The 18,946-nt window shown below is 47.3% G+C and carries 20 protein-coding genes and 1 tRNA gene; 7 read left to right on the forward strand and 14 right to left on the reverse strand.

The window, feature by feature from the left end:
* Positions 1-4 precede the first annotated feature (4 nt).
* Entirely contained in the window at positions 5-1,336 is a 1,332-nt protein-coding gene (locus tag OGY06_RS05905; protein ID WP_126318515.1) for a sensor domain-containing diguanylate cyclase, read from the reverse strand.
* A gap of 691 nt (positions 1,337-2,027) precedes the next feature.
* On the opposite strand from OGY06_RS05905, the gene OGY06_RS05910 reads away from it, so the two are divergent.
* Entirely contained in the window at positions 2,028-2,405 is a 378-nt protein-coding gene (locus OGY06_RS05910) for a MysB family protein (RefSeq protein WP_008784346.1), read from the forward strand.
* On the opposite strand, the gene OGY06_RS05915 is transcribed toward OGY06_RS05910, so the two are convergent.
* The 3 genes from OGY06_RS05915 to mdoG all read right to left on the reverse strand — a co-directional run bounded on the left by OGY06_RS05915 (position 2,406) and on the right by mdoG (position 6,765).
* Positions 2,406-2,633, reverse strand: coding sequence for a YceK/YidQ family lipoprotein (locus OGY06_RS05915; RefSeq protein WP_003832117.1), 228 nt, complete (start codon positions 2,631-2,633; stop codon positions 2,406-2,408).
* Between the two features lie 75 nt (positions 2,634-2,708).
* Positions 2,709-5,237, reverse strand: coding sequence for a glucans biosynthesis glucosyltransferase MdoH (mdoH, locus tag OGY06_RS05920; RefSeq protein ID WP_032934414.1), 2,529 nt, complete (start codon positions 5,235-5,237; stop codon positions 2,709-2,711).
* Entirely contained in the window at positions 5,230-6,765 is a 1,536-nt protein-coding gene (gene mdoG / locus OGY06_RS05925) for a glucans biosynthesis protein MdoG (RefSeq protein ID WP_103014639.1), read from the reverse strand. The genes mdoH and mdoG overlap by 8 nt, the downstream gene beginning before the upstream one ends.
* A gap of 271 nt (positions 6,766-7,036) precedes the next feature.
* Between mdoG and mdoC the strand changes: the two genes are divergently transcribed.
* On the forward strand, positions 7,037-8,197 hold the full coding sequence (gene mdoC / locus OGY06_RS05930) for a glucans biosynthesis protein MdoC (protein WP_063941873.1): 1,161 nt from the start codon (positions 7,037-7,039) through the stop codon (positions 8,195-8,197).
* A gap of 19 nt (positions 8,198-8,216) precedes the next feature.
* Here mdoC and OGY06_RS05935 read toward each other — a convergent pair whose 3' ends face one another.
* The 6 genes from OGY06_RS05935 to csgB all read right to left on the reverse strand — a co-directional run bounded on the left by OGY06_RS05935 (position 8,217) and on the right by csgB (position 12,092).
* Positions 8,217-9,707, reverse strand: coding sequence for a phospholipase D family protein (locus tag OGY06_RS05935; protein ID WP_370613217.1), 1,491 nt, complete (start codon positions 9,705-9,707; stop codon positions 8,217-8,219).
* Positions 9,640-10,182 carry an O-acetyl-ADP-ribose deacetylase gene (gene ymdB / locus OGY06_RS05940; RefSeq protein WP_284961749.1) on the reverse strand — a complete coding sequence of 181 codons (543 nt, stop codon included), beginning with the start codon at positions 10,180-10,182 and terminating at the stop codon, positions 9,640-9,642. Before ymdB ends, OGY06_RS05935 begins: the two co-directional genes overlap by 68 nt.
* 100 nt (positions 10,183-10,282) lie before the next feature.
* Positions 10,283-10,603 (reverse strand): YmdA family protein, encoded by a 321-nt coding sequence (locus OGY06_RS05945; protein ID WP_003832101.1) that lies wholly within the window; start codon positions 10,601-10,603, stop codon positions 10,283-10,285.
* A gap of 150 nt (positions 10,604-10,753) precedes the next feature.
* Entirely contained in the window at positions 10,754-11,086 is a 333-nt protein-coding gene (csgC, locus tag OGY06_RS05950) for a curli assembly chaperone CsgC (RefSeq protein ID WP_020996502.1), read from the reverse strand.
* Between the two features lie 60 nt (positions 11,087-11,146).
* Positions 11,147-11,596, reverse strand: a complete 450-nt coding sequence (gene csgA, locus OGY06_RS05955) for a curli major subunit CsgA (RefSeq protein ID WP_003832097.1) — start codon at positions 11,594-11,596, stop codon at positions 11,147-11,149.
* 40 nt (positions 11,597-11,636) lie between these two features.
* On the reverse strand, positions 11,637-12,092 hold the full coding sequence (gene csgB, locus OGY06_RS05960; protein ID WP_003832095.1) for a curli minor subunit CsgB: 456 nt from the start codon (positions 12,090-12,092) through the stop codon (positions 11,637-11,639).
* Between the two features lie 760 nt (positions 12,093-12,852).
* Between csgB and csgD the strand changes: the two genes are divergently transcribed.
* The 4 genes from csgD to csgG are packed head-to-tail and all read left to right on the forward strand — an operon-like array spanning position 12,853 to position 15,204.
* Positions 12,853-13,503: a biofilm master transcriptional regulator CsgD gene (gene csgD, locus OGY06_RS05965; protein ID WP_003832092.1), complete on the forward strand. Its 651-nt coding sequence runs from the start codon at positions 12,853-12,855 to the stop codon at positions 13,501-13,503.
* A gap of 4 nt (positions 13,504-13,507) precedes the next feature.
* The gene (gene csgE, locus OGY06_RS05970; RefSeq protein ID WP_003832091.1) at positions 13,508-13,906 is read left to right on the forward strand and encodes a curli production assembly/transport protein CsgE; all 399 of its coding nucleotides are present in this window, start codon (positions 13,508-13,510) and stop codon (positions 13,904-13,906) included.
* A gap of 25 nt (positions 13,907-13,931) precedes the next feature.
* Positions 13,932-14,345, forward strand: coding sequence for a curli production assembly/transport protein CsgF (gene csgF / locus OGY06_RS05975; RefSeq protein WP_003832089.1), 414 nt, complete (start codon positions 13,932-13,934; stop codon positions 14,343-14,345).
* A gap of 25 nt (positions 14,346-14,370) precedes the next feature.
* On the forward strand, positions 14,371-15,204 hold the full coding sequence (gene csgG, locus OGY06_RS05980) for a curli production assembly/transport protein CsgG (RefSeq protein WP_003036082.1): 834 nt from the start codon (positions 14,371-14,373) through the stop codon (positions 15,202-15,204).
* A 46-nt stretch (positions 15,205-15,250) separates the two neighbouring features.
* On the opposite strand, the gene OGY06_RS05985 is transcribed toward csgG, so the two are convergent.
* The 4 genes from OGY06_RS05985 to ghrA all read right to left on the reverse strand — a co-directional run bounded on the left by OGY06_RS05985 (position 15,251) and on the right by ghrA (position 18,299).
* A complete protein-coding gene (locus tag OGY06_RS05985) occupies positions 15,251-15,733 on the reverse strand; it encodes a DUF1097 domain-containing protein (protein WP_032934412.1) in 483 nt (160 codons plus the stop codon).
* Between the two features lie 101 nt (positions 15,734-15,834).
* The gene (locus OGY06_RS05990) at positions 15,835-16,389 is read right to left on the reverse strand and encodes a TorD/DmsD family molecular chaperone (RefSeq protein ID WP_003832084.1); all 555 of its coding nucleotides are present in this window, start codon (positions 16,387-16,389) and stop codon (positions 15,835-15,837) included.
* A 23-nt stretch (positions 16,390-16,412) separates the two neighbouring features.
* Positions 16,413-17,150, reverse strand: a complete 738-nt coding sequence (locus OGY06_RS05995) for a phosphatase (RefSeq protein WP_003832082.1) — start codon at positions 17,148-17,150, stop codon at positions 16,413-16,415.
* Positions 17,151-17,360: 210 nt separating this feature from the next.
* Positions 17,361-18,299: a glyoxylate/hydroxypyruvate reductase GhrA gene (ghrA, locus tag OGY06_RS06000; RefSeq protein WP_003832080.1), complete on the reverse strand. Its 939-nt coding sequence runs from the start codon at positions 18,297-18,299 to the stop codon at positions 17,361-17,363.
* 236 nt (positions 18,300-18,535) lie between these two features.
* Between ghrA and OGY06_RS06005 the strand changes: the two genes are divergently transcribed.
* A tRNA-Ser gene (locus tag OGY06_RS06005) sits at positions 18,536-18,623 on the forward strand.
* Positions 18,624-18,946: the final 323 nt, after the last annotated feature.

Genomic DNA, 18,946 nt, shown 5'->3' on the forward strand with positions numbered 1-18,946 from the left:
AACCTTAATGATAATAGTAACACACCTTATTTCTGCCAGAATTTTTGGCTTCATACAAAGCGGCATCGGCGTATGAAACAACTTTATCCGCTGATTCATCATCAATTTTGCTGCAATATACACCGATACTTATCGTCATTTTTTCTTTTAACTCATATGAATTTGGTATTGTCGTACCGTTCTCTACATTTCGCCTAATTCGCTCTGCAACAACAATTGCCTCATCTTTATCGTTACACTTAAGAAGGATCGCAAATTCTTCGCCGCCTACTCTGGCAAAAATATCCGTATCTCTGATTGATTTATTGATAATGTCGACAATGCTGATTATTACTCTGTCACCTTCCTGATGACCGTAGGTATCGTTAATCCGTTTGAATTTATCAATATCCAGAACCATTACACACACTGCGCCTTTTGCTAATGATGATTTTAATGACTTATAGAATAGTTTACGATTATATATTTTAGTCATTGCGTCTTTGATAGCTGAATCCGTTTCTTTTTTTAAGATGATGAAGGTGTTGTACATCAGTATTGAGATTATACACAGGGCACTTATCACCTCAATCCCCCGGCTAACATACCAAATATACATGCTATATTCATCCAGGCTCAGAAGTAGTACATTGGTCAATATTGCTGAGCAACACAGTAGCCCTATACTTTTCCACAAGATGTTATGCGTTCTGGTTTTAATGATTAAATACAGCAGGACCAGTCCCCAGGATACAATTAGCGAATAAATGTACCCAATATGCCAGTGCACAGTGACATTATCAGGCTTCACGCTTGTGATCTCGAGTGTAAAATTAGGGTTATAACTGGCCAGAGCGTGCGCCACCACCGCGATAACAAGCATGATTAAAAAAGACAGAACGATATAGCAAGGTTCTCTTTCTTTGGTTTCAATAACTGTCGAGGATACTTTATAAGATTTTAATGAAACAAATAGTAGAGCTATGAAACTAATCTGCCGAAAGTAATAGAATATGGCTATATCGTTAGTTCTTTTTTCGATTGAGGCATAATCATTAATCAAGTCCTGAACGATGTAGATAGTCTCGATGAAAAATATGTTATTCCCAAGAAACGCCATACCTAATATCATAAGGCAGGTGAGATCTTTTCTACAAAGATACTGGAATAACATAAACAGGAAGATTATCCCATATAAAAAGAACAACCCTACAATTATAATCAGATATACTGTTTGCGGGACACTTTGTATCGTTAATTTAAATTGTGTAAGACACACTCCACCAAGAACATAGCTAGCCAAACAGATTATATAGAAAGCCATTAACCTTCTATTATTTGAATTGCCGTTATCCATAACAACCTTCAGGGCTTTCTTAATTTTGCATTTTATATAATAAAGCATAAGATTTTGCAAACTATTATATCTGCACAGATTCAATGACACTAATTCATTTCTTATTTAATGGTTTCTTATAGATTTATAACCTTTGTCATTAATAATATTTTATTATGTATACTATTTAAGTATCACTCACACCATTCACACCCCCCATACACAAAAGATACTTTGTCACTACCAAAGACATCACTAAGTTTAGCCACTTTCATTGATTGCCCCTGCGACACTTCCGTATTGGGCATTAATTTTCTTCTTTATTTTTATTAAGTTATGAAATATTGCGTCATAAGCGATCGGATCCCCCCGCTAAAACACATAAAAAAGAACGTTTAACCCTGAAGATTTCCTTATATAACGTCATTTTTTAATTTTTCGATTTTCATTACTACATTGCAAACCACATACATTACTCTTTTTTCTTGAATTTTTTTCCTGATATTACGTCGGCTTCAGTATCTGCCAATGTAAATTTTTTCATAAACAACCGGAGTTACTTTCACTTGGTCTCGTAGGCATTGCAGGCAGTAATCATCTGATTGAGAGAGCCATGCAGCTAACGGGTTTGACGCTCTGCGGATCGCCGTCTATAGATTGAATCATCCCCTTTATTGTTCGCTTTAGGAGAAGAAATATGGCAAAGAATGACATGAATTTTTATGCCACGTTGGAAGAGGCTATTGATGCAGCTCGTGAAGTGTTTCTGGCTGATAACCCTGACCTTGAGTCAGACGATGCCAGCGTTCAACAGCTAAGCGTCCAAAAATACGTGCTACAGGATGGCGACATTATGTGGCAGGCGGAATTCTTTGCTGACGAGGATGATGTAGATGGTGAATGTCTTCCAATCCTGAGCGGAGAAGCGGCCCAGAGCGTTTTTGATGGCGACTATGATGAAATTGAAATCCGCCAGGAGTGGCAGGAAGAAAATACGCTTCACGAATGGGATGAAGGTGAATTCCAGCTGGAACCTCCCCTTGATACTGAAGAGGGGCAGACCGCAGCCGATGAATGGGATGAGCGATAATTACTCGTAAGGTCCATGATGTATGTCGAGCGGCAGCAGCAACGTATCAAACACCAGCGAAAATGGCAGATCGAGGATAGTGACGTAGCGCCATGCGGAGTCCCTAACATCCCATTGCACGCCAGGATAGTATTGGTTTCCGTGTCCTTGCCCTGGGATGGTACGACTAATAATGCTGCCGCATCCGCTCAGGAAGAAGATCATTATTCCTACAGCCAAAATTCGCACCGGCTACCTCACGACTCATTCTATTCAATATAAAAAATACCGGCACCAGGCCGGTATTTTCACGTTACAGAACGCTTATTTTTTCCTGAGCGCCAGCGGGTTCAGTGTCAGTCCCTGATAGTAGTTCACCCACGAAGAATACTTATCAGGTGAATTCCAGACACGGTAATGTAAACGCGCCATGGTCACCGGATCGCTCAACAACACCAGGCGGCGATCGCGATTCAGTTTCTCCGGCGTTTCGTTCAGTGCCTGTTCCACATGACGATCGCGTGCAATCTCCAGCACGTTGCTGGCGCGGTGGCGTGCAGTCGCCATGGCCGTGGCCAGTGCGTTAAACGACGGATTAAACACCGCATGCATAAAGCCATCGTCCAGCGTACGTTTACGGTTCATCACCAGATAAGTATCGGTATCCACCAGCACCTGCGGCGGAGAATACTCTTCCGGGATCAGGAACAGCTTCCAGCGCTTGGTACGTAACCCCACCGTGGAACGGCTGGAAATCACAGAAACAAACGGCGACAGGATCAGCGAGAAGACTATCGGTGCCAGCCAGAACAGGAAACGCAGATCGAGCCAGGCCATACCCACAGCCCACACCAGCCCCAACAGTAACTGGGAACCGTGACGCATAAACGCTTCACCCCACGGGGTCGAATCGTCATCACGCTGCGGCGAATTCCAGACAACTTCCCAACCGAGGAAGGCACTCACGACGAAGACGGTGTGGAACAGCATACGCACCGGCGCCAGCAGCACGGAGAACAGAACTTCCAACAGTAGCGACAGCGTGACGCGGATAAACCCGCCGTACTCTTTCGTCCCTTTACACCAGATGAGCAAAATACTCAGCAGCTTCGGCAGGAACAGCAGCACCATCGTTGAAGCAAACAGCGCGATCGCCAGTTCAGGACGCCACTGCGGCCAAACCGGGAACAGCTGGCGCGGTTGCAGGAAGTACTGCGGCTCCGTCAACGCATGCACCACCTGCAATGCGGTAGAGAGCGCGAGGAACATAAACCAAAGCGGCGCAGACAGATAGGACATTACACCGGTCAGGAATACCGCACGGTGAACCGGGTGCATCCCTTTCACAAGGAACAAACGGAAGTTCATCAGGTTGCCGTGGCACCAGCGGCGGTCACGCTTGAGTTCATCCAGCAGGTTCGGCGGCAGTTCTTCATAAGAGCCCGGCAGATCGTAAGCAATCCACACACCCCAGCCAGCACGACGCATCAATGCCGCTTCCACGAAGTCATGGGAGAGGATTGATCCCGCAAACGAGCCTTCGCCCGGTAACGGCGCGAGCGCACAGTGCTCGATAAACGGCTTCACACGGATAATGGCGTTGTGACCCCAGTAGTGTGACTCCCCTAACTGCCAGAAGTGAAGCCCGGCGGTAAACAGCGGTCCATAAACACGGGTCGCAAACTGCTGGCAGCGCGCATACAGCGTATCCATACCGGAAGCCTTCGGTGAAGACTGGATAATCCCTGCATTCGGATTCGCTTCCATCAGACGCACCAGGCCGCTCAGACAGTCACCGCTCATCACTGAGTCAGCGTCCAGCACCACCATGTAGCTGTACTGATTTCCCCAGCGACGACAGAAGTCATCAATGTTGCCGCTTTTACGCTTCACGCGACGACGACGACGGCGGTAGAAAATCTGCCCTTCGCCCTGCACCTCAGCAATCAGCTCCATCCACGCTTTTTGTTCTGCTACGCAGATATCAGGGTTGTAGCTGTCACTCAGGATATAAACATCGAAATGTTCGGCGTTGCCCGTTGCTTTGACCGATTCCCACGTAGCGCGCAGTCCCGCAAATACGCGGTCAACGTCTTCGTTACAGATAGGCATAATCAGCGCAGTACGGTGTTCAGGATTCAGCGGTTCATCCCCAACCGTTGAGGCCGAGATACTGTACTTATCTCGCCCAATCAGCAGTTGCAGGAAGCCCATCAGCGCGGTCCAGAATCCCGCAGACACCCAACAGAAAAGCACAGCAAACAAAATAAGAATGCCGGTCTGGAGCATGTAGGGCAGCAATTGCATAAAGGAGACCCATAAATCCTGCCCCATCATGTCTATCGGATTAATGAATGCCCAACCCTGATACGGGAGGATCGTCTTCATATACCAGGTTGCTACGACCGTTTGCGCCAGCGTTAGAATCAACAGCGTATAGCGGCGGATGGTGCCTACAGTACGCCATTTTTGCTCGCTTTCTTGTTCTTCTTTCGTCAAACGCGAAAGATAACGAGGCGTCACATCGCGCCCACGCAAGCGATCCCAAAAACGGCCAACCGGGTTGGTACGCCAGGGATCGGGGAACATAGAGGTACGCGTTGCTTTTGGCATCGCCTGCAGCTGATCGCGGCCCTCATCGTCCTTAACCAACTGCTCTTTAGCCAAAGAATCCGGCCATGCTTGCTCAAGGCGAGCTTTCACAGACCCCTGCGGTGAATCATCTTCGCGCGAGTAAGTACGATGCTCGGCATCCAGCGCCTGATGAACGGCGCGGATGTCAGTTTTCGGCAGTGCCGCTTTCTCGATATCCGAAAGCGGCATTGCGTCAATATACTCAGTTGTCTTATTCATTGGCAGGTAACTGGTAGCTCCAGGTTTCACTCAGCGTCTGATCGGCATTGACCAAGGCAGCACGCATTTCAGTGGTTTTCTTCACGTCTTTCACTTTCACGCGCAGCATCAAACGCCAACCTTTAGATACCGGGTTATAGCGCACAGTGCTTTCAACGATTTCGCCGTTGTCGCCAATACTGGTTTGTGCGGTAACCGGGGTATCCTGCGGCAGCTTTTTCATATCTGTGCCGGTAAAGTCCACCACAAACGCGATGGTACCGTCAGGCTGACGAATCAGGTTGGACTGTTTTACATCACCGGTAGAACGACGAGTCTGCTGTACCCAGGCGCTTTCCGGCGCATGAAGCTTGTCTTCATCACGCGTGAACGTCAGAGTGTACTTGAAGTTCATCTCTTTGCCCGCTTCAGGCAGTTGATCCGGCGTCCAGTACGCAACGATGTTATCGTTCGTTTCATCGTTAGTTGGGATTTCAACTAACTCAATCTTACCTTTACCCCAGTCACCTTTTGGCGTGATCCAGGCGCTTGGGCGCAGATCGTAACGATCGTCGATATCTTCAAAACGTGAGAACTGACGGCCACGCTGCAACAGTCCGAATCCTTGCGGGTTTTCCATAGCGAAGCTGCTCACCGCGAGATGTTTCGGGTTATTCAGCGGACGCCAAATCCACTCCCCGTTGCCGGCATGGATAGACAAACCGTTAGAATCATGCAGTTCCGGACGATAGTTTGTCGCCGGAGACGGCTGGTTCGGTCCAAACAGGAACATACTGGTTAACGGTGCCACGCCCAGTTTGCCCACTTTGTCGCGTAGGTAAACTTTGGACTGAACATCAACGACAGTGTCACGACCTGGAATAATGACAAAACGATACGCTCCGGTTGCACGCGGAGAATCCAACAAAGCATAAATGGTTAAACGTTTATCAGTCGGTTTCGGACGCTCGATCCAAAACTCACGGAAGCGGGGAAATTCTTCACCAGAAGGCAGAGCGGTATCAATCGCGAGGCCACGCGCTGACAGGCCGTAGACCTGACCTGCGCCCAGAACGCGAAAATAGCTGGCACCGAGCATGCTGACGATTTCATCGTTTTTATCTTTGCTGTTGATCGGATACAGCACTTTGAACCCGGCGAAGCCGAGATCTTTTACCGTGTCTTTATCATGCTGAACATCGCCAAAATTAAAATAATCCGGGCTGTATTTGATTCTTTTCACCGCCGTGGCGGTAACTTCGTTGATTTTGACCGGCGTGTCGAAGTACATACCCTGGTGGTAGAACTCGAGCTTAAATGGGGTCTTGAGATTGCTCCAGTACGCTTTATCGCGATTGAACTGGATCTGTTGATAATCCGCATATTTCATGTCGCGGAAAACGGAGGGCAAGTTACTTTTTGGCGCCTCATAGCCTTTCCCGGCTAAGGATTGAGCTTGTTTTGCAACATCATCAATACTGAACGCCCAGCTCGATGATGTGTACAGCGTTAACATGACTGCTGCACCCAACCAACGCATTTTCATCATTTGTAGTTTATGTTTCATAATTAGTAAGCACTTCCCCCTTTGTGTGCTTATATTGATCCGATCCATTTTAATGGATAATCGGGTACTCCGACAACTGAATCCCTGTATTGTTCGCGCGCTGGCTCATGGTTTAAGCAGGTTCATCTGCCTGTTTTCACTTTGCGTGCTTATCCTGGAGACAGGTTGTTGGACTTCGTGTAGGGTTGCCCTCGAATGTAACCATTATTCGTCTTAGGGATAAGACGAAAAGTCTGAGAATACGTAACTGTCTATGAGCTCTGTATCACCACCACGTGAATATTTTCTTGACTCCATCCGTGCCTGGCTAATGTTGTTAGGGATCCCATTCCATATTTCATTGATCTACTCCACCCACACCTGGCACGTGAACAGCGCAGAACCTTCGTGGTGGTTAACCCTTTTTAACGACTTTATCCATGCATTTCGCATGCAGGTCTTCTTTGTCATTTCAGGTTATTTTTCCTACATGCTTTTTTTGCGCTATCCGTTAAAGCGCTGGTGGAAAGTGCGTGTAGAACGCGTGGGGATCCCTATGCTGACCGCGATTCCGCTGCTTACGCTGCCGCAATTTATCATGCTGCAATACGTGAAAGGGAAAGCAGACAGCTGGCATACCCTCAGCGGCTACGACAAATACAATGCGCTGGCCTGGGAGCTGATTTCCCATCTGTGGTTTTTACTGGTTCTGGTGGTGTTAACGACCCTGAGTATGTGGGTGTTTACCCAAATGAAAAACAGACTATCGCGTGGAGACGGTACCCCTGCATCGGGGGTGTCGATGACCAAATTAACGTTGATTTTTATATTGTTGGGTGTCGGCTATGCCGTCGTCAGAAGAACGATTTTCATCCTCTACCCTTCGATTCTCAGCGACGGCATGTTTAATTTTATCGTTATGCAAACGCTGTTCTATGTGCCTTTCTTTATGCTCGGCGCGCTGGCGTTTATCAATCCTAATCTGAAAGCACTGTTTACCACGCCATCGCGCGGCTGCACGCTAGGCGCCGCATTCGCATTTGTCGCATACCTGCTCAATCAACGTTACGGCAACGGCGATGCCTGGATGTATGAAACCGAATATGTCATTACCATGGTCATGGGGCTATGGATGGTAAACGTCGTCTTTTCGCTTGGCCACCGTTTACTGAATTTCCAGTCGGCTCGCGTGACCTATTTTGTCAACGCGTCGCTGTTCATCTATTTGGTGCACCACCCGTTAACGCTGTTTTTTGGCGCGTATATCACACCGCACATCAAGTCGAATCTGCTGGGTTTTCTCTGCGGCCTTCTTTTTGTGGTTGGAATTGCGGTCATACTGTACGAAATCCATTTACGGATCCCGGTGCTGAAGTTTCTCTTTTCGGGTAAACCGCCGATTAAGCAGGATAAAAACAAGGCGGTTGCCGGTTAGTTTTCTTGCATTGAATGGTTCAGAGCAGCCATTCAATGGGCAACACGGATGCAAGCCTCACCAGAACCCGCTTCCAGAATCCTGTAGCGGGTTCTTTTTTCAGTACCTGTTCGCTGCCAGAAAGCCGATCAACCCAGTTAATTCTGCCCCAACGGTCAAGACGTAGTTGCCAGGCCATATCACGCTGACTTTGCATAAAACGTTTATGAATCAACTCAGCCAGTACTTCACTCTCAATCACAAACCCCATTTCCGTATTGAGCAGCGTTGAACGGGGATCAAAATTAAGCGAGCCGATAAACACTTTACGACCGTCAATACTGAAGGTTTTCGCATGCAGGCTGGAGCCTGAATTACCGGTTAATCCCCGGTCGTGTACTGCTGAAACGCGATCGCGGGTCGGTTTGAGCTCGTATAACTCCACGCCGTAGCGCAGGAGTTTTTTTCGCCAACGCGCATAGCCCGCGTGAACGACTGCAACATCATTCGCCGCCAGAGAATTAGTTAAAATTGCGATCTTAACGCCTTTTCTCACCAGTCTCAGGAGCTGCGCCACACCGGCGCGAGTGGGTACAAAGTAGGCGGAAATAATATCAATACGCTCGGTGGGAGATCCCATCACGTCAAACAAACGCTGCGGTAATAGTGAGTGGCGCGGCGCTTTCCCCTCTCCTTTTGCAGGATCATCACTCAGTAAGCGCGTTTTCGCCCAAATTAGCGGCAGCGACCTCTGATCGAGATGGGTCACAAACTGGCTGGTTTCCAGCTTATGTAGATAGCGACGCGTGATGTCATCATTATACCAGGATTCAGGAAGTTCGATTTTTTGCGTAGAAGCAGGTTCTGCCACCTCAAGTACGTTTTGCAATGTTGAAACCGAGCGGCAGTGCCAGTAACGCTCAAAGTCGTCTGCAACATCCTGGACAACCGGCCCAATAGCCATAACGTCCAGATCGGAAAACAGTGGTTGTTCGCCTGCGCCAAAATAGGCATCGCCTATATTTCGCCCCCCCACAAGAGTTACGACGCCGTCAGCGGTATAACTTTTGTTGTGCATACGCCGATTCAACCGGGCAAAATCGGTTAAATAGCCCAGGGCACGCAGGATGCGAAAGGAAAAGGGATTAAACAGGCGAACTTCAATATTAGGGTGATTGTCCAGCAAACGCAGCGTGTCATCCAGACCTGGCGTGTTGTTATCATCCAGCAACAAACGCACCCGGACGCCCCGCTTCGCTGCGGTCAGCAAAACGGAAAATAACAATAGCCCGGACATGTCGCTTTCCCAGATGTAATACTGAACATCCAGGGTTCGTTCCGCCATTTCCGTCAACCGATAGCGAGCAGCAAACGCATCCAGGCTGTCATCCAACGTCAGAATGCCGCATTCTCCCGGGTGGTTTACGCATAGCGGCGTGATGGCACGCTCAAGTCGCGTCATATCAGTCCGTGCGTTCATCGCCTTGTTGGGTAAGTAATCTCTTGTATAGTCGAGCGTTTTCTTCATCAAAGCACACGAAGTATATTTGATCGGGAAGCGTACGCCGGGTGATAAATTTCAACACCGTTTTCACCGCGATCTCTGCTGCTGCAGCGCGTGGGTAACCATAAGCACCGGTGCTTATCGCTGGAAAAGCAATGGATTGATAACCATTGGCTAAGGCCAGTTGCAATGTATTTAGATAGGCCTCTTCAAGTCGTTCAGCCTCGTGGTGATCACCGCCTTGCCAGACGGGCCCTACGGTGTGAATAACTGCTTTTGCCGGAAGCGCGCCAGCCAGCGTGATAACGGCATCCCCGGTCGGGCATTCTCCCTGTTGTTGTATAACCTGTTTGCAGGCCTCCAACAACGCAGGCCCGGCAGCACGATGAATCGCGCCATCGACTCCACCTCCTCCCAGTAACGAGGAGTTGGCCGCATTGACGATCACATCTACCGCGATCGTCGTAATGTCGCCCTGTAACACATGAACACGCGATTGCATAAGTTCCCCCTGACAAAACACTCTCCGTTAAGTGTACAGCAGGGTTTTCCTTGAAATCTCATTTTTTAGCCATAAGCGTGCATACCTACGCCAGAATGATTCATTTATATTCAATATTCAGAATAGCCATGCTTTTCTGTTCATTGAGGTAATGCATTTTCACCGTGGCAATTTGTTGCACACTCTGAGGCGCTGTCGTGACCTGTTGCAGGTCGTAGAGACTATTACTCATCGTGCCATCACGCATACATGACAATTCAATCTGTTGTTGTCGAGTGTTAACGTCGCAAGGTGCTTCAACTATTGCACCACGAAAATGAATAACCCCGCCGGGTAAGATTTGCGTCGCCATTGCGGGGAGGGTTAAAAGAGAAAAAGCCCACAAACCGGTATTTAAAATACGCTTTAAGAATGTACACATAAGGGTTCCTCAATGATTAATCATCCTTGAGGGATCACAATGATCCTTCACCGCTGCGAGTTACGATCAAATAAAACGTTTGTTCGTTTCTATATTCATAGAACAGCACCGCACTCCCAGCCACACCCTTAATGCAAATCCGGCAAAAAATTATGGGTGACTGTTTGAGTCAGGCCATTGTTGCGACAGATGCAGAGACTGCCCGTCAGAAACGGTAACGATAATTTTAACCGAATCCTCCGGTGAAATATTAAAGCTCATTTTTGTTAATTCAATTGGCCGATTAGCAGGGACCGAAAGGCTTGTTTTCTGCTGTGACTGACTTTGTCCGCCCTTTCCTTTACGTACGGCAAGAACTTGCACTTCACATACGCACGGTTGAGCTAATGTCACCTGAGGAATAATGGTGTACATGTCACCTTGCTGAGTTGTATTGAATGTTATTTGATTTGCCAACGCGGCAATGAGTAATAGCGTGTGCATAATATTCTCCCGAAAAAAAACAGGGCTTTCGCCCTGTTTATTATCAGTCAGAAAACTGAATTAGTGCTGGTTAGCTGTAGCATTGTTGCCATAACCAACCTGCTGAATCAGCACATTGGAGTCAGACGCTGTCTGATTAACCACAGCACCGTTACGACCACCGAACTGAGTTACGCTGATATCAGCATTTTTTGCATTCCACTGATCGATAGTAGCACTGTTCTGGAAGCCGGTCTGTTTCAGGCTAATGGTACTGTCATCAGCACCTTGGCCGACGGTCGCACCGTTACCATGTCCGTGTTGTGTGATAGTCACGTCTGATTTACGTGCATCACTTTGCAGCGCATTCGCAACGTTACTAGAGCCAAATTGGTAAATACTCATTGAAGAGTCTGGGCCATAGTTGCTACCGCCACCATGATGATTACCGCCCCATTGCGGAACAACACCTGCCAGAGCACTGCCAGAAACTACGATTGCTGCGAATGCTGCCACTTTTAAAAGTTTCATGGTAAACCCCCATCGGATTGATTTAAACGTCGTTTATGGATTAGCGTTGAGTAACGCGAATTGCCATTTGCGACTGTCTCTGCACCACAACTGCTGTTTTTTGTGTACCGTACTGGGTAATATTGGCTTTATTACCAGAGCCTTTCTGGATAATCATCGCCGTATTACCGTAAGAGCTTTGTTTAATACTCGCATCATTAGAGCTACCCGTTTGATCAATATATGCAAAGTTATTTGATCCCGTCTGTTCTGTTTTCGCCCGGTTACCTGAACCTTCTTGCGAAATGACCGACAATAACTTAGTGCCCTCCTGGCGAGTATTTGCACTATTAGCAGTACCAACCTGACCAATAATGGCTGCCTGATTAAATGAAGACTTACTTAATTCATTTACCGCAAAGTTATATTCTGAATTAGCTAAATCATAACTGGTTGCGGATGCAATCCCAGGCACACCCAGTATTGTAAACATCATAAATAACAACTTGTTTTTCATGTTGTCACCCTGGACCTGGTCGTACATGAAGTTAAATTAATTACCACTCAAATTGTTGTTAACATGACTTACATTTGTTAACGCCACGTTACGATGAAGAGTATGTCCGTGGAAACATTTTAAATAACTCACCCGCGAGTGGTATTTTTATATCCGGATTCACACCAAAGTACTAATTAACAGTGAATAACATCGCTTCAGGTCTGGATTTTATTTTTATTTTGCTATCAGTAATGAATTTCTATGCAGTCACTGAGAAAGTGCATTTTGCACGATATCAGGGCCTCTCAGTACAACGTCGAGATAGACATCGGTACAAGTCGTGACAAAGGTCATTTTTTTCCATCTAAAATTGACCAACGTAAATTGAGATAAGGATTTTAGAATTCATTAGAAATTTAAAACTCAACAATCATTAATTAAATGACTTAAAATCAATGTGTTACTATAATTTGTATGATTTTTTAAATCTATGCAGCAAAGGTAAAATGTACAACTTTCCTATCAAATCTAAACTCTAATAAAACCATAAAATCACATTTTAATATATAATTTTACAAGTTGTTACATGTTTAACACTTGCTTTAAGATTTGTAATAGCTAGATTGAAATCAGTTGAAGTCCATTTGTTTTAATATTTTCACCCCTTTGGGTCGATATTTTATATCTACACAGCAGTGCAACATCTGTCAGTACTTCTGGTGCCTCTATTTTAGTAGAGACAGCTGTCAGGTGTGCGACTAAAAAGTGGAGTTTCATCATGTTTAATGAAGTCCATAGTATTCATGGTCATACATTATTGTTGATCACAAAACCTTCTTTGCAGGCAACTGCATTATTACAGCATTTAAAACAATCACTGGCACTCACCGGAAAACTACATAATATTCAACGTTCTCTGGATGATATATCCTCCAGCTGCATTGTTTTACTGGATATGATGGAGGCAGATAAAAAACTGATCCATTACTGGCAAGATAATTTGAGTAGAAAAAACAACAATATAAAGACGTTATTGTTGAATACTCCTGATGATTACCCTTATCGGGATATCGAAAACTGGCCGCATATCAATGGTGTTTTTTACGCAACTGAAGACGAGCAGCGTGTTGTAAGCGGCTTGCAGGGTATCTTGCGCGGTGAATGTTACTTCACGCAAAAACTTGCCAGTTATCTGATCACGCACTCTGGAAATTATCGTTATAACAGCACGGAGTCGGCACTGCTGACGCACCGTGAAAAAGAGATCCTTAATAAATTGCGTATCGGCGCCTCAAATATTGAAATCGCTCGCTCACTGTTTATCAGTGAAAATACGGTAAAAACACATCTTTATAATCTTTTCAAAAAGATAGCTGTCAAAAATCGTACGCAGGCGGTCTCATGGGCCAATGATAACCTCAGGCGATAAAGCCATGAAACGCTATTTGACCTGGATTGTGGCAGCAAATTTATTCTTTGCTGCCGGGAGTCTGCACGCAGCGACAACCGTAGAGGTGGAGGTTCCCGGACTGTTAACTGACCACACTGTCTCTTCAATCGGTCATGATTTTTATCGGGCCTTTAGTGATAAGTGGGAAAGCGAGTACACAGGAAACTTAACCATTAATGAAAGACCCAGTGCGCGTTGGGGAAGTTGGATCACCATAACGGTCAATCAAGACGTTATCTTCCAGACTTTTTTATTCCCAACGAAAAGAGACTTCGACAAAATAGTTGTCTTCGCATTGGCAGAAACTGAAGAAGCATTAAATCGCCGGCAAATAGATCAAACACTATTAAGCACTAGCGATTTAGCGCGTGATGAATTCTAAAACATGATTTTGTCCGGAGGCTTTCATGCGTGTTAAACATGCAGTGGTTTTGCTCATGCTAATTTCACCATTAAGTTGGGCCGGAAACATGACGTTCCAGTTTCGCAACCCAAACTTTGGTGGCAACCCGAATAATGGTGCTTTTCTGTTGAACAGCGCCCAGGCCCAGAACTCATATAAAGATCCAAGCTATGACGATTACGGTATTGAAACCCCGTCAGCTCTGGATAACTTTACTCAGGCGATTCAGTCACAAATTCTCGGTGGCCTACTCACCAACATTAATACCGGTAAACCAGGAAGAATGGTGACCAATGATTTTATCATTGATATCGCCAACCGGGACGGACAACTGCAATTGAATGTCACCGACAGGAAATCGGGGAAAACTTCGACTATTGAAGTGTCGGGTTTACAAACACAGTCGACCGACTTCTAAGTTATAGCCACGAAAGGAAATAATCATGCAGCGTTTACTTATCATGGTGGCAGTAATTTTACTCAGCGGATGTTTAACAGCCCCGCCTCAAGAAGCCGCTAAGCCGACATTAATGCCCCGAGCCCAAAGCTATAAAGACTTGACGCATCTGCCTATGCCTACAGGTAAGATCTTTGTGTCGGTATACAACATTCAGGATGAGACTGGCCAATTTAAACCTTACCCGGCAAGTAACTTCTCAACCGCCGTCCCGCAAAGCGCCACGGCTATGCTTGTCACCGCATTGAAAGATTCTCGTTGGTTCGTCCCACTGGAACGTCAGGGGTTACAGAACTTGCTTAACGAACGCAAAATCATTCGTGCAGCTCAGGAAAACGGTACGGTTGCGATTAATAACCGGATCCCGCTACAGTCCCTGACCGCGGCAAACGTCATGGTGGAAGGGTCAATTATCGGTTATGAAAGCAACGTTAAATCCGGTGGTGTCGGTGCACGTTATTTTGGTATTGGCGCCGATACGCAATACCAGCTCGACCAGATAGCGGTAAACCTGCGCGTAGTTAACGTCAGCACCGGTGAGATCCTGTCGTCAGTGAATACCAGTAAAACCATTCTGTCTTATGAAGTACAGGCTGGGGTGTTCCGCTTTATTGACTACCAGCGTCTGTTGGAAGGTGAAATTGGTTACACCTCTAACGAACCGGTTATGCTTTGTCTGATGTCAGCGATTGAAACGGGCGTTATCTTCCTGATTAATGACGGCATCGATCGCGGATTGTGGGATTTGCAGGATAAGAAACAAGTTGATAATGACATTCTGGTTAAATACCGTCATATGTCGGTACCGCCAGAATCCTGATGGGTCTATACAGCATAAAAAGCGTGAGGAAATCCCTCACGCTTTTTTATTTACTGGTCAGCGTCGACGATATTCTATTTTCACGGCGAGATGCCAGCCACAGACCACTGTTTTTCATCGCATAGCCGAATACCAGACCCAGTGCCAATGACGGAACAACCAGTCGCCAGTCCCCCTGCCCTGCAAATGTTGCACATGCGCCAATGAACGTGCCCGGTACAAATGAAAGCAACCATTGCTTTGCCTGGATACACATCAGAAACGCGACAATTCCTGTCATGACATAACCAATAATGTCCATATGCGGAGCAAGCGCGCTACCGTTAATAATCACCAACGCCCACACCACACCGCTTAGCAGCGTACACGCCGAGATCCACAGTCCTTTTAACCCACCTTGCGGGCAGGCGAAATAAGCCGTACAACCCAGAAAGCCAGCCCAACTGAGTAAACCAAGAGAAACGGCCACCCATCCCCAGATCCCGGAGAGAATGCCCGTTGTGATTGCAATTGAGAGAAGTATGTTCATGCCGCGCATCTTAGCAGAAAAACGGCATGGGAATGAGATCGCGCACACAATTTATGCAAGCTTATAAATTGAGTTGCACTATTAAGTGATACGCATCACATTTATTCGTCTGTATCTTCCTGCAATTCGTCCCACATCGCACCAATGGCATCACGCGTCAGCGGTGCTATCGTACGCCAGAAAGGCGTGTTCGCGTGCGCTTCAACTTTTCCAAGGAACGTACCGCACCAGGGCAGCAAGTAGTCTACAAACAAGGTTTCAAGCGCCTCACTTTCATCTTCCGCAGACTGGTCCTCAAGCCATGAAGCCGCCAGCAACAGCGTACCAATGTGATCTGCCGGTGTATCAGCCAGCGGCATGCCCCGGGCTGAAAGAAATGCACGAACATCGGATTCTTTCGCCCCTTCTACCCAGGCACTACGATATGGCGGCACTGCACACTCGTCACCGACAAACAGCGCGTTGTAATCTGCAGCCAGCTGGGGCATATCGCAGCTCTTCTGTAAACGGGTGAGCAGTTCGTCCTGTTCCAGCGGCCAGTTGGCTGACAGTTTACCTTCACTAATCAGGGTAAACAGGGGAACCAGTAAAGGGTCCTGCGGTTGGCGGTAAAATAGCGAGCCCAGTACACGACACAGGATAGAAAACTCGTTCATTGATATATTCCAGTTAGTAACAATTACAGTTCAGCAAATTCCGCGATCGGCTCCATGCCTCGCGATTCCAGAAACGCCAATAGACGTTTAGGTGTGACGTTTAAAATTCTGTCTTCAGGGAAATTAACATCATCCAGGATTTTACGGCATTCGCCAAATTCTCCCAGCGTGAAAGCGGTATGTGAATCCGACCCTAACGCCACCCAGCCGCCAGCATCACGTACAGCCGCAGCAACCGCACGACAATTATCCTCACTGCCCTTACGCGAATGCAAAAACGAAGAGTTATTGATTTCCAGTGCAACCTGGTACTTTGCCGCCGCCTTCGCAATTGCTTTAATATCAACAGGATACTTTGGATTTCCCGGATGGCTGATGATGTGCACATTACCGCTGGCCATCGTAGCTATCATTGCCTGGGTATTGGTGTCTTTATCGTGAGGGGCAAAAACCGGCTCATGGAAGCCCGCAATAATGAGGTCCAGGGAGGTAAACATCGGACCTGAACAGTCAATTTCACCTTCAATATTCTTAATATTGGCTTCTATTCCTCGCAGGATCCCCACGCCATCCACGACACGTGGCCAAATACGCATATTGATAAAGTGCCAGTGGTGAGGCGCATCCGCCATGTCCGGTCCATGATCGGTAATGGCAAACAGCTTGATGCCTTTGCGACGAGCTTCCGCGATGTAATCACTTAAGGTGCTGTAGGCGTGGGTGCTGGCGACGGTATGCATATGCAGGTCAACGGGATACATAACTCTCTCCTGTAGTCATTTTCCGTCAAGGATAGCAGGTATCGCCGCCATTAATACCCTAAAAATTCGAGTCGTAGGCAGGTGGCAAGGGAGTGATACCTGAATCACTTACTTATGTAAGTGATTCAGGTGAACAACCGTAGCCAACGCACATGCAGCTTGAAGTATGGCGGGTATTTTAGCTGAAACCCGGTACTTGCCGGGTTACCATCAATATCCCCGAACGCGATTGACCTGACCTGTTACGACTTGCCCGCTCTCCAGGTTCATAATCGTGCGGGAGATATAGTCCACCGCTTCTGCCGGACGGGTAACTGCGGCAATATGTGGCGTCATCGCCACACGCGGATGTTTCCATAATGGGCTGTTTTCTGGCAGCGGTTCACGGCTATAAACATCCAGCATGGCCCCCTTCACCTTGCCGCTGTCCAGCGATGCCAGAAGATCGTCTTCATTGAGATGAACACCGCGTGCAAGGTTCAGCACGTAGGCGCCATCCTGCAATTGGCTAAGTAAATCAGCGTTAATAATGCCTACGGTTTCTGCCGTATTAGGCAGGAGGTTGATCAGCACGCGAGTTTGACTCAAAAATGCGCCCAGTTCCTCAGTACCGGCGAAGCTTTCCACGCCAGACCAGGATTTACGCGTACGACTCCAGCAGCGCAGTGGGAATCCCCATGCTTGCAGGCTTTCGGCAACTTTTGCGCCCAATACCCCTGCCCCCATGATCCCGACGGTAAATTCCTCGCGAGTATATTCTGACAACGGTTGCCATTTCGCCTGATTTTTCAATGCCTGATAATCATCAAAGCGACGAAACCAGTGCAGCACCTGACTGACCGCATATTCCTGCATTTGCAGGCCCATACCCGTATCTTCCAGACGGAAAAGCGGGATCGACGCATCCAACATTTCCGGATGAGCATTGAGTTTACTGAGAATAGAATCGACACCCGCTCCCAGCGCAAATACGGCTTTTAATTTTCGTCCTGCGAGCATTTCAACCGGCGGATGCCAGACCAGCGCATAGTCAGCATGTGCATTATCACCCGCTTTCCACTCGCGTACGTTCGCACCAGGTATTGCCTTTGCCAACGCATTAATCCACCAGGTCGTATCGAATGTTGGGTGATAGAAAATTATATCCATATTGTCTCCTGAACATTGTTGTGCGGAACTTTCTCGCACTTATTATCATCATTTTTCGAGGGAACATCAGAGTAGCAAATTTTAGGATGCTGGCAAAAAAAACAATTCCCGCTTATTTATGCTCCATGTTGCTTGAAGTTTGTGTAAATGCACATTTTTTTCAAAAAGTTGATTGACGGCGGGGCGGTGTTTCCCCTACATTAGCGCCCGTTCCGGTAGCACAGGGACAACAATATGGTGAGGTGTCCGAGTGGCTGAAGGAGCACGCCTGGAAAGTGTGTATACGGCAACGTATCGGGGGTTCGAATCCCCCCCTCACCGCCATATCTTAAGAAGAGCTCGTACGAAAGTACGGGCTTTTTTTTCGCATGTTGCACATCTGCAGGGGGATGAGAAGCCCCGACCGGGGTTCGACTACTGGCGCAGCCAGTTGGACAGACCGGGAGCGCAGCGAACGGGCTTCCCCGCAGGGGCGAGCAAAGCGAGTCAATCCCCCCCTCACCGCCATATTTTGAGAAGAGCTCGTACACAAGTACGGGCTTTTTTTTCGCATGTTGCACATCTGCGGGGGATGAGAAGCCCCGACCGGTCATGTACTGGCGTCAAACAACAAAGCCCGGTTTCCCGGGCCTTGAAGACGGAGTACA

Origin of the sequence: Citrobacter sp. Cpo147, assembly GCF_030332405.1 — a bacterium.
Classification (GTDB): Bacteria; Pseudomonadota; Gammaproteobacteria; order Enterobacterales; family Enterobacteriaceae; genus Citrobacter; species Citrobacter portucalensis.

What these genes read in the sequence shown, in the direction of transcription:
- OGY06_RS05995 (WP_003832082.1), bottom strand. Translation starts at nt 17,150, where the DNA reads ATGTATCCCGTTGACCTGCATATGCATACCGTCGCCAGCACCCACGCC.
- csgA (WP_003832097.1), bottom strand. Translation starts at nt 11,596, where the DNA reads ATGAAACTTTTAAAAGTGGCAGCATTCGCAGCAATCGTAGTTTCTGGC.
- OGY06_RS05905 (WP_126318515.1), bottom strand. Translation starts at nt 1,336, where the DNA reads ATGGATAACGGCAATTCAAATAATAGAAGGTTAATGGCTTTCTATATA.
- ghrA (WP_003832080.1), bottom strand. Translation starts at nt 18,299, where the DNA reads ATGGATATAATTTTCTATCACCCAACATTCGATACGACCTGGTGGATT.
- OGY06_RS05990 (WP_003832084.1), bottom strand. Translation starts at nt 16,389, where the DNA reads ATGAACGAGTTTTCTATCCTGTGTCGTGTACTGGGCTCGCTATTTTAC.
- csgD (WP_003832092.1), top strand. Translation starts at nt 12,853, where the DNA reads ATGTTTAATGAAGTCCATAGTATTCATGGTCATACATTATTGTTGATC.
- csgG (WP_003036082.1), top strand. Translation starts at nt 14,371, where the DNA reads ATGCAGCGTTTACTTATCATGGTGGCAGTAATTTTACTCAGCGGATGT.
- csgE (WP_003832091.1), top strand. Translation starts at nt 13,508, where the DNA reads ATGAAACGCTATTTGACCTGGATTGTGGCAGCAAATTTATTCTTTGCT.
- mdoC (WP_063941873.1), top strand. Translation starts at nt 7,037, where the DNA reads ATGAGCTCTGTATCACCACCACGTGAATATTTTCTTGACTCCATCCGT.
- OGY06_RS05910 (WP_008784346.1), top strand. Translation starts at nt 2,028, where the DNA reads ATGAATTTTTATGCCACGTTGGAAGAGGCTATTGATGCAGCTCGTGAA.
- OGY06_RS05945 (WP_003832101.1), bottom strand. Translation starts at nt 10,603, where the DNA reads ATGTGTACATTCTTAAAGCGTATTTTAAATACCGGTTTGTGGGCTTTT.
- OGY06_RS05985 (WP_032934412.1), bottom strand. Translation starts at nt 15,733, where the DNA reads ATGAACATACTTCTCTCAATTGCAATCACAACGGGCATTCTCTCCGGG.
- mdoG (WP_103014639.1), bottom strand. Translation starts at nt 6,765, where the DNA reads ATGATGAAAATGCGTTGGTTGGGTGCAGCAGTCATGTTAACGCTGTAC.
- csgB (WP_003832095.1), bottom strand. Translation starts at nt 12,092, where the DNA reads ATGAAAAACAAGTTGTTATTTATGATGTTTACAATACTGGGTGTGCCT.
- ymdB (WP_284961749.1), bottom strand. Translation starts at nt 10,182, where the DNA reads ATGCAATCGCGTGTTCATGTGTTACAGGGCGACATTACGACGATCGCG.
- mdoH (WP_032934414.1), bottom strand. Translation starts at nt 5,237, where the DNA reads ATGAATAAGACAACTGAGTATATTGACGCAATGCCGCTTTCGGATATC.
- csgF (WP_003832089.1), top strand. Translation starts at nt 13,932, where the DNA reads ATGCGTGTTAAACATGCAGTGGTTTTGCTCATGCTAATTTCACCATTA.
- csgC (WP_020996502.1), bottom strand. Translation starts at nt 11,086, where the DNA reads ATGCACACGCTATTACTCATTGCCGCGTTGGCAAATCAAATAACATTC.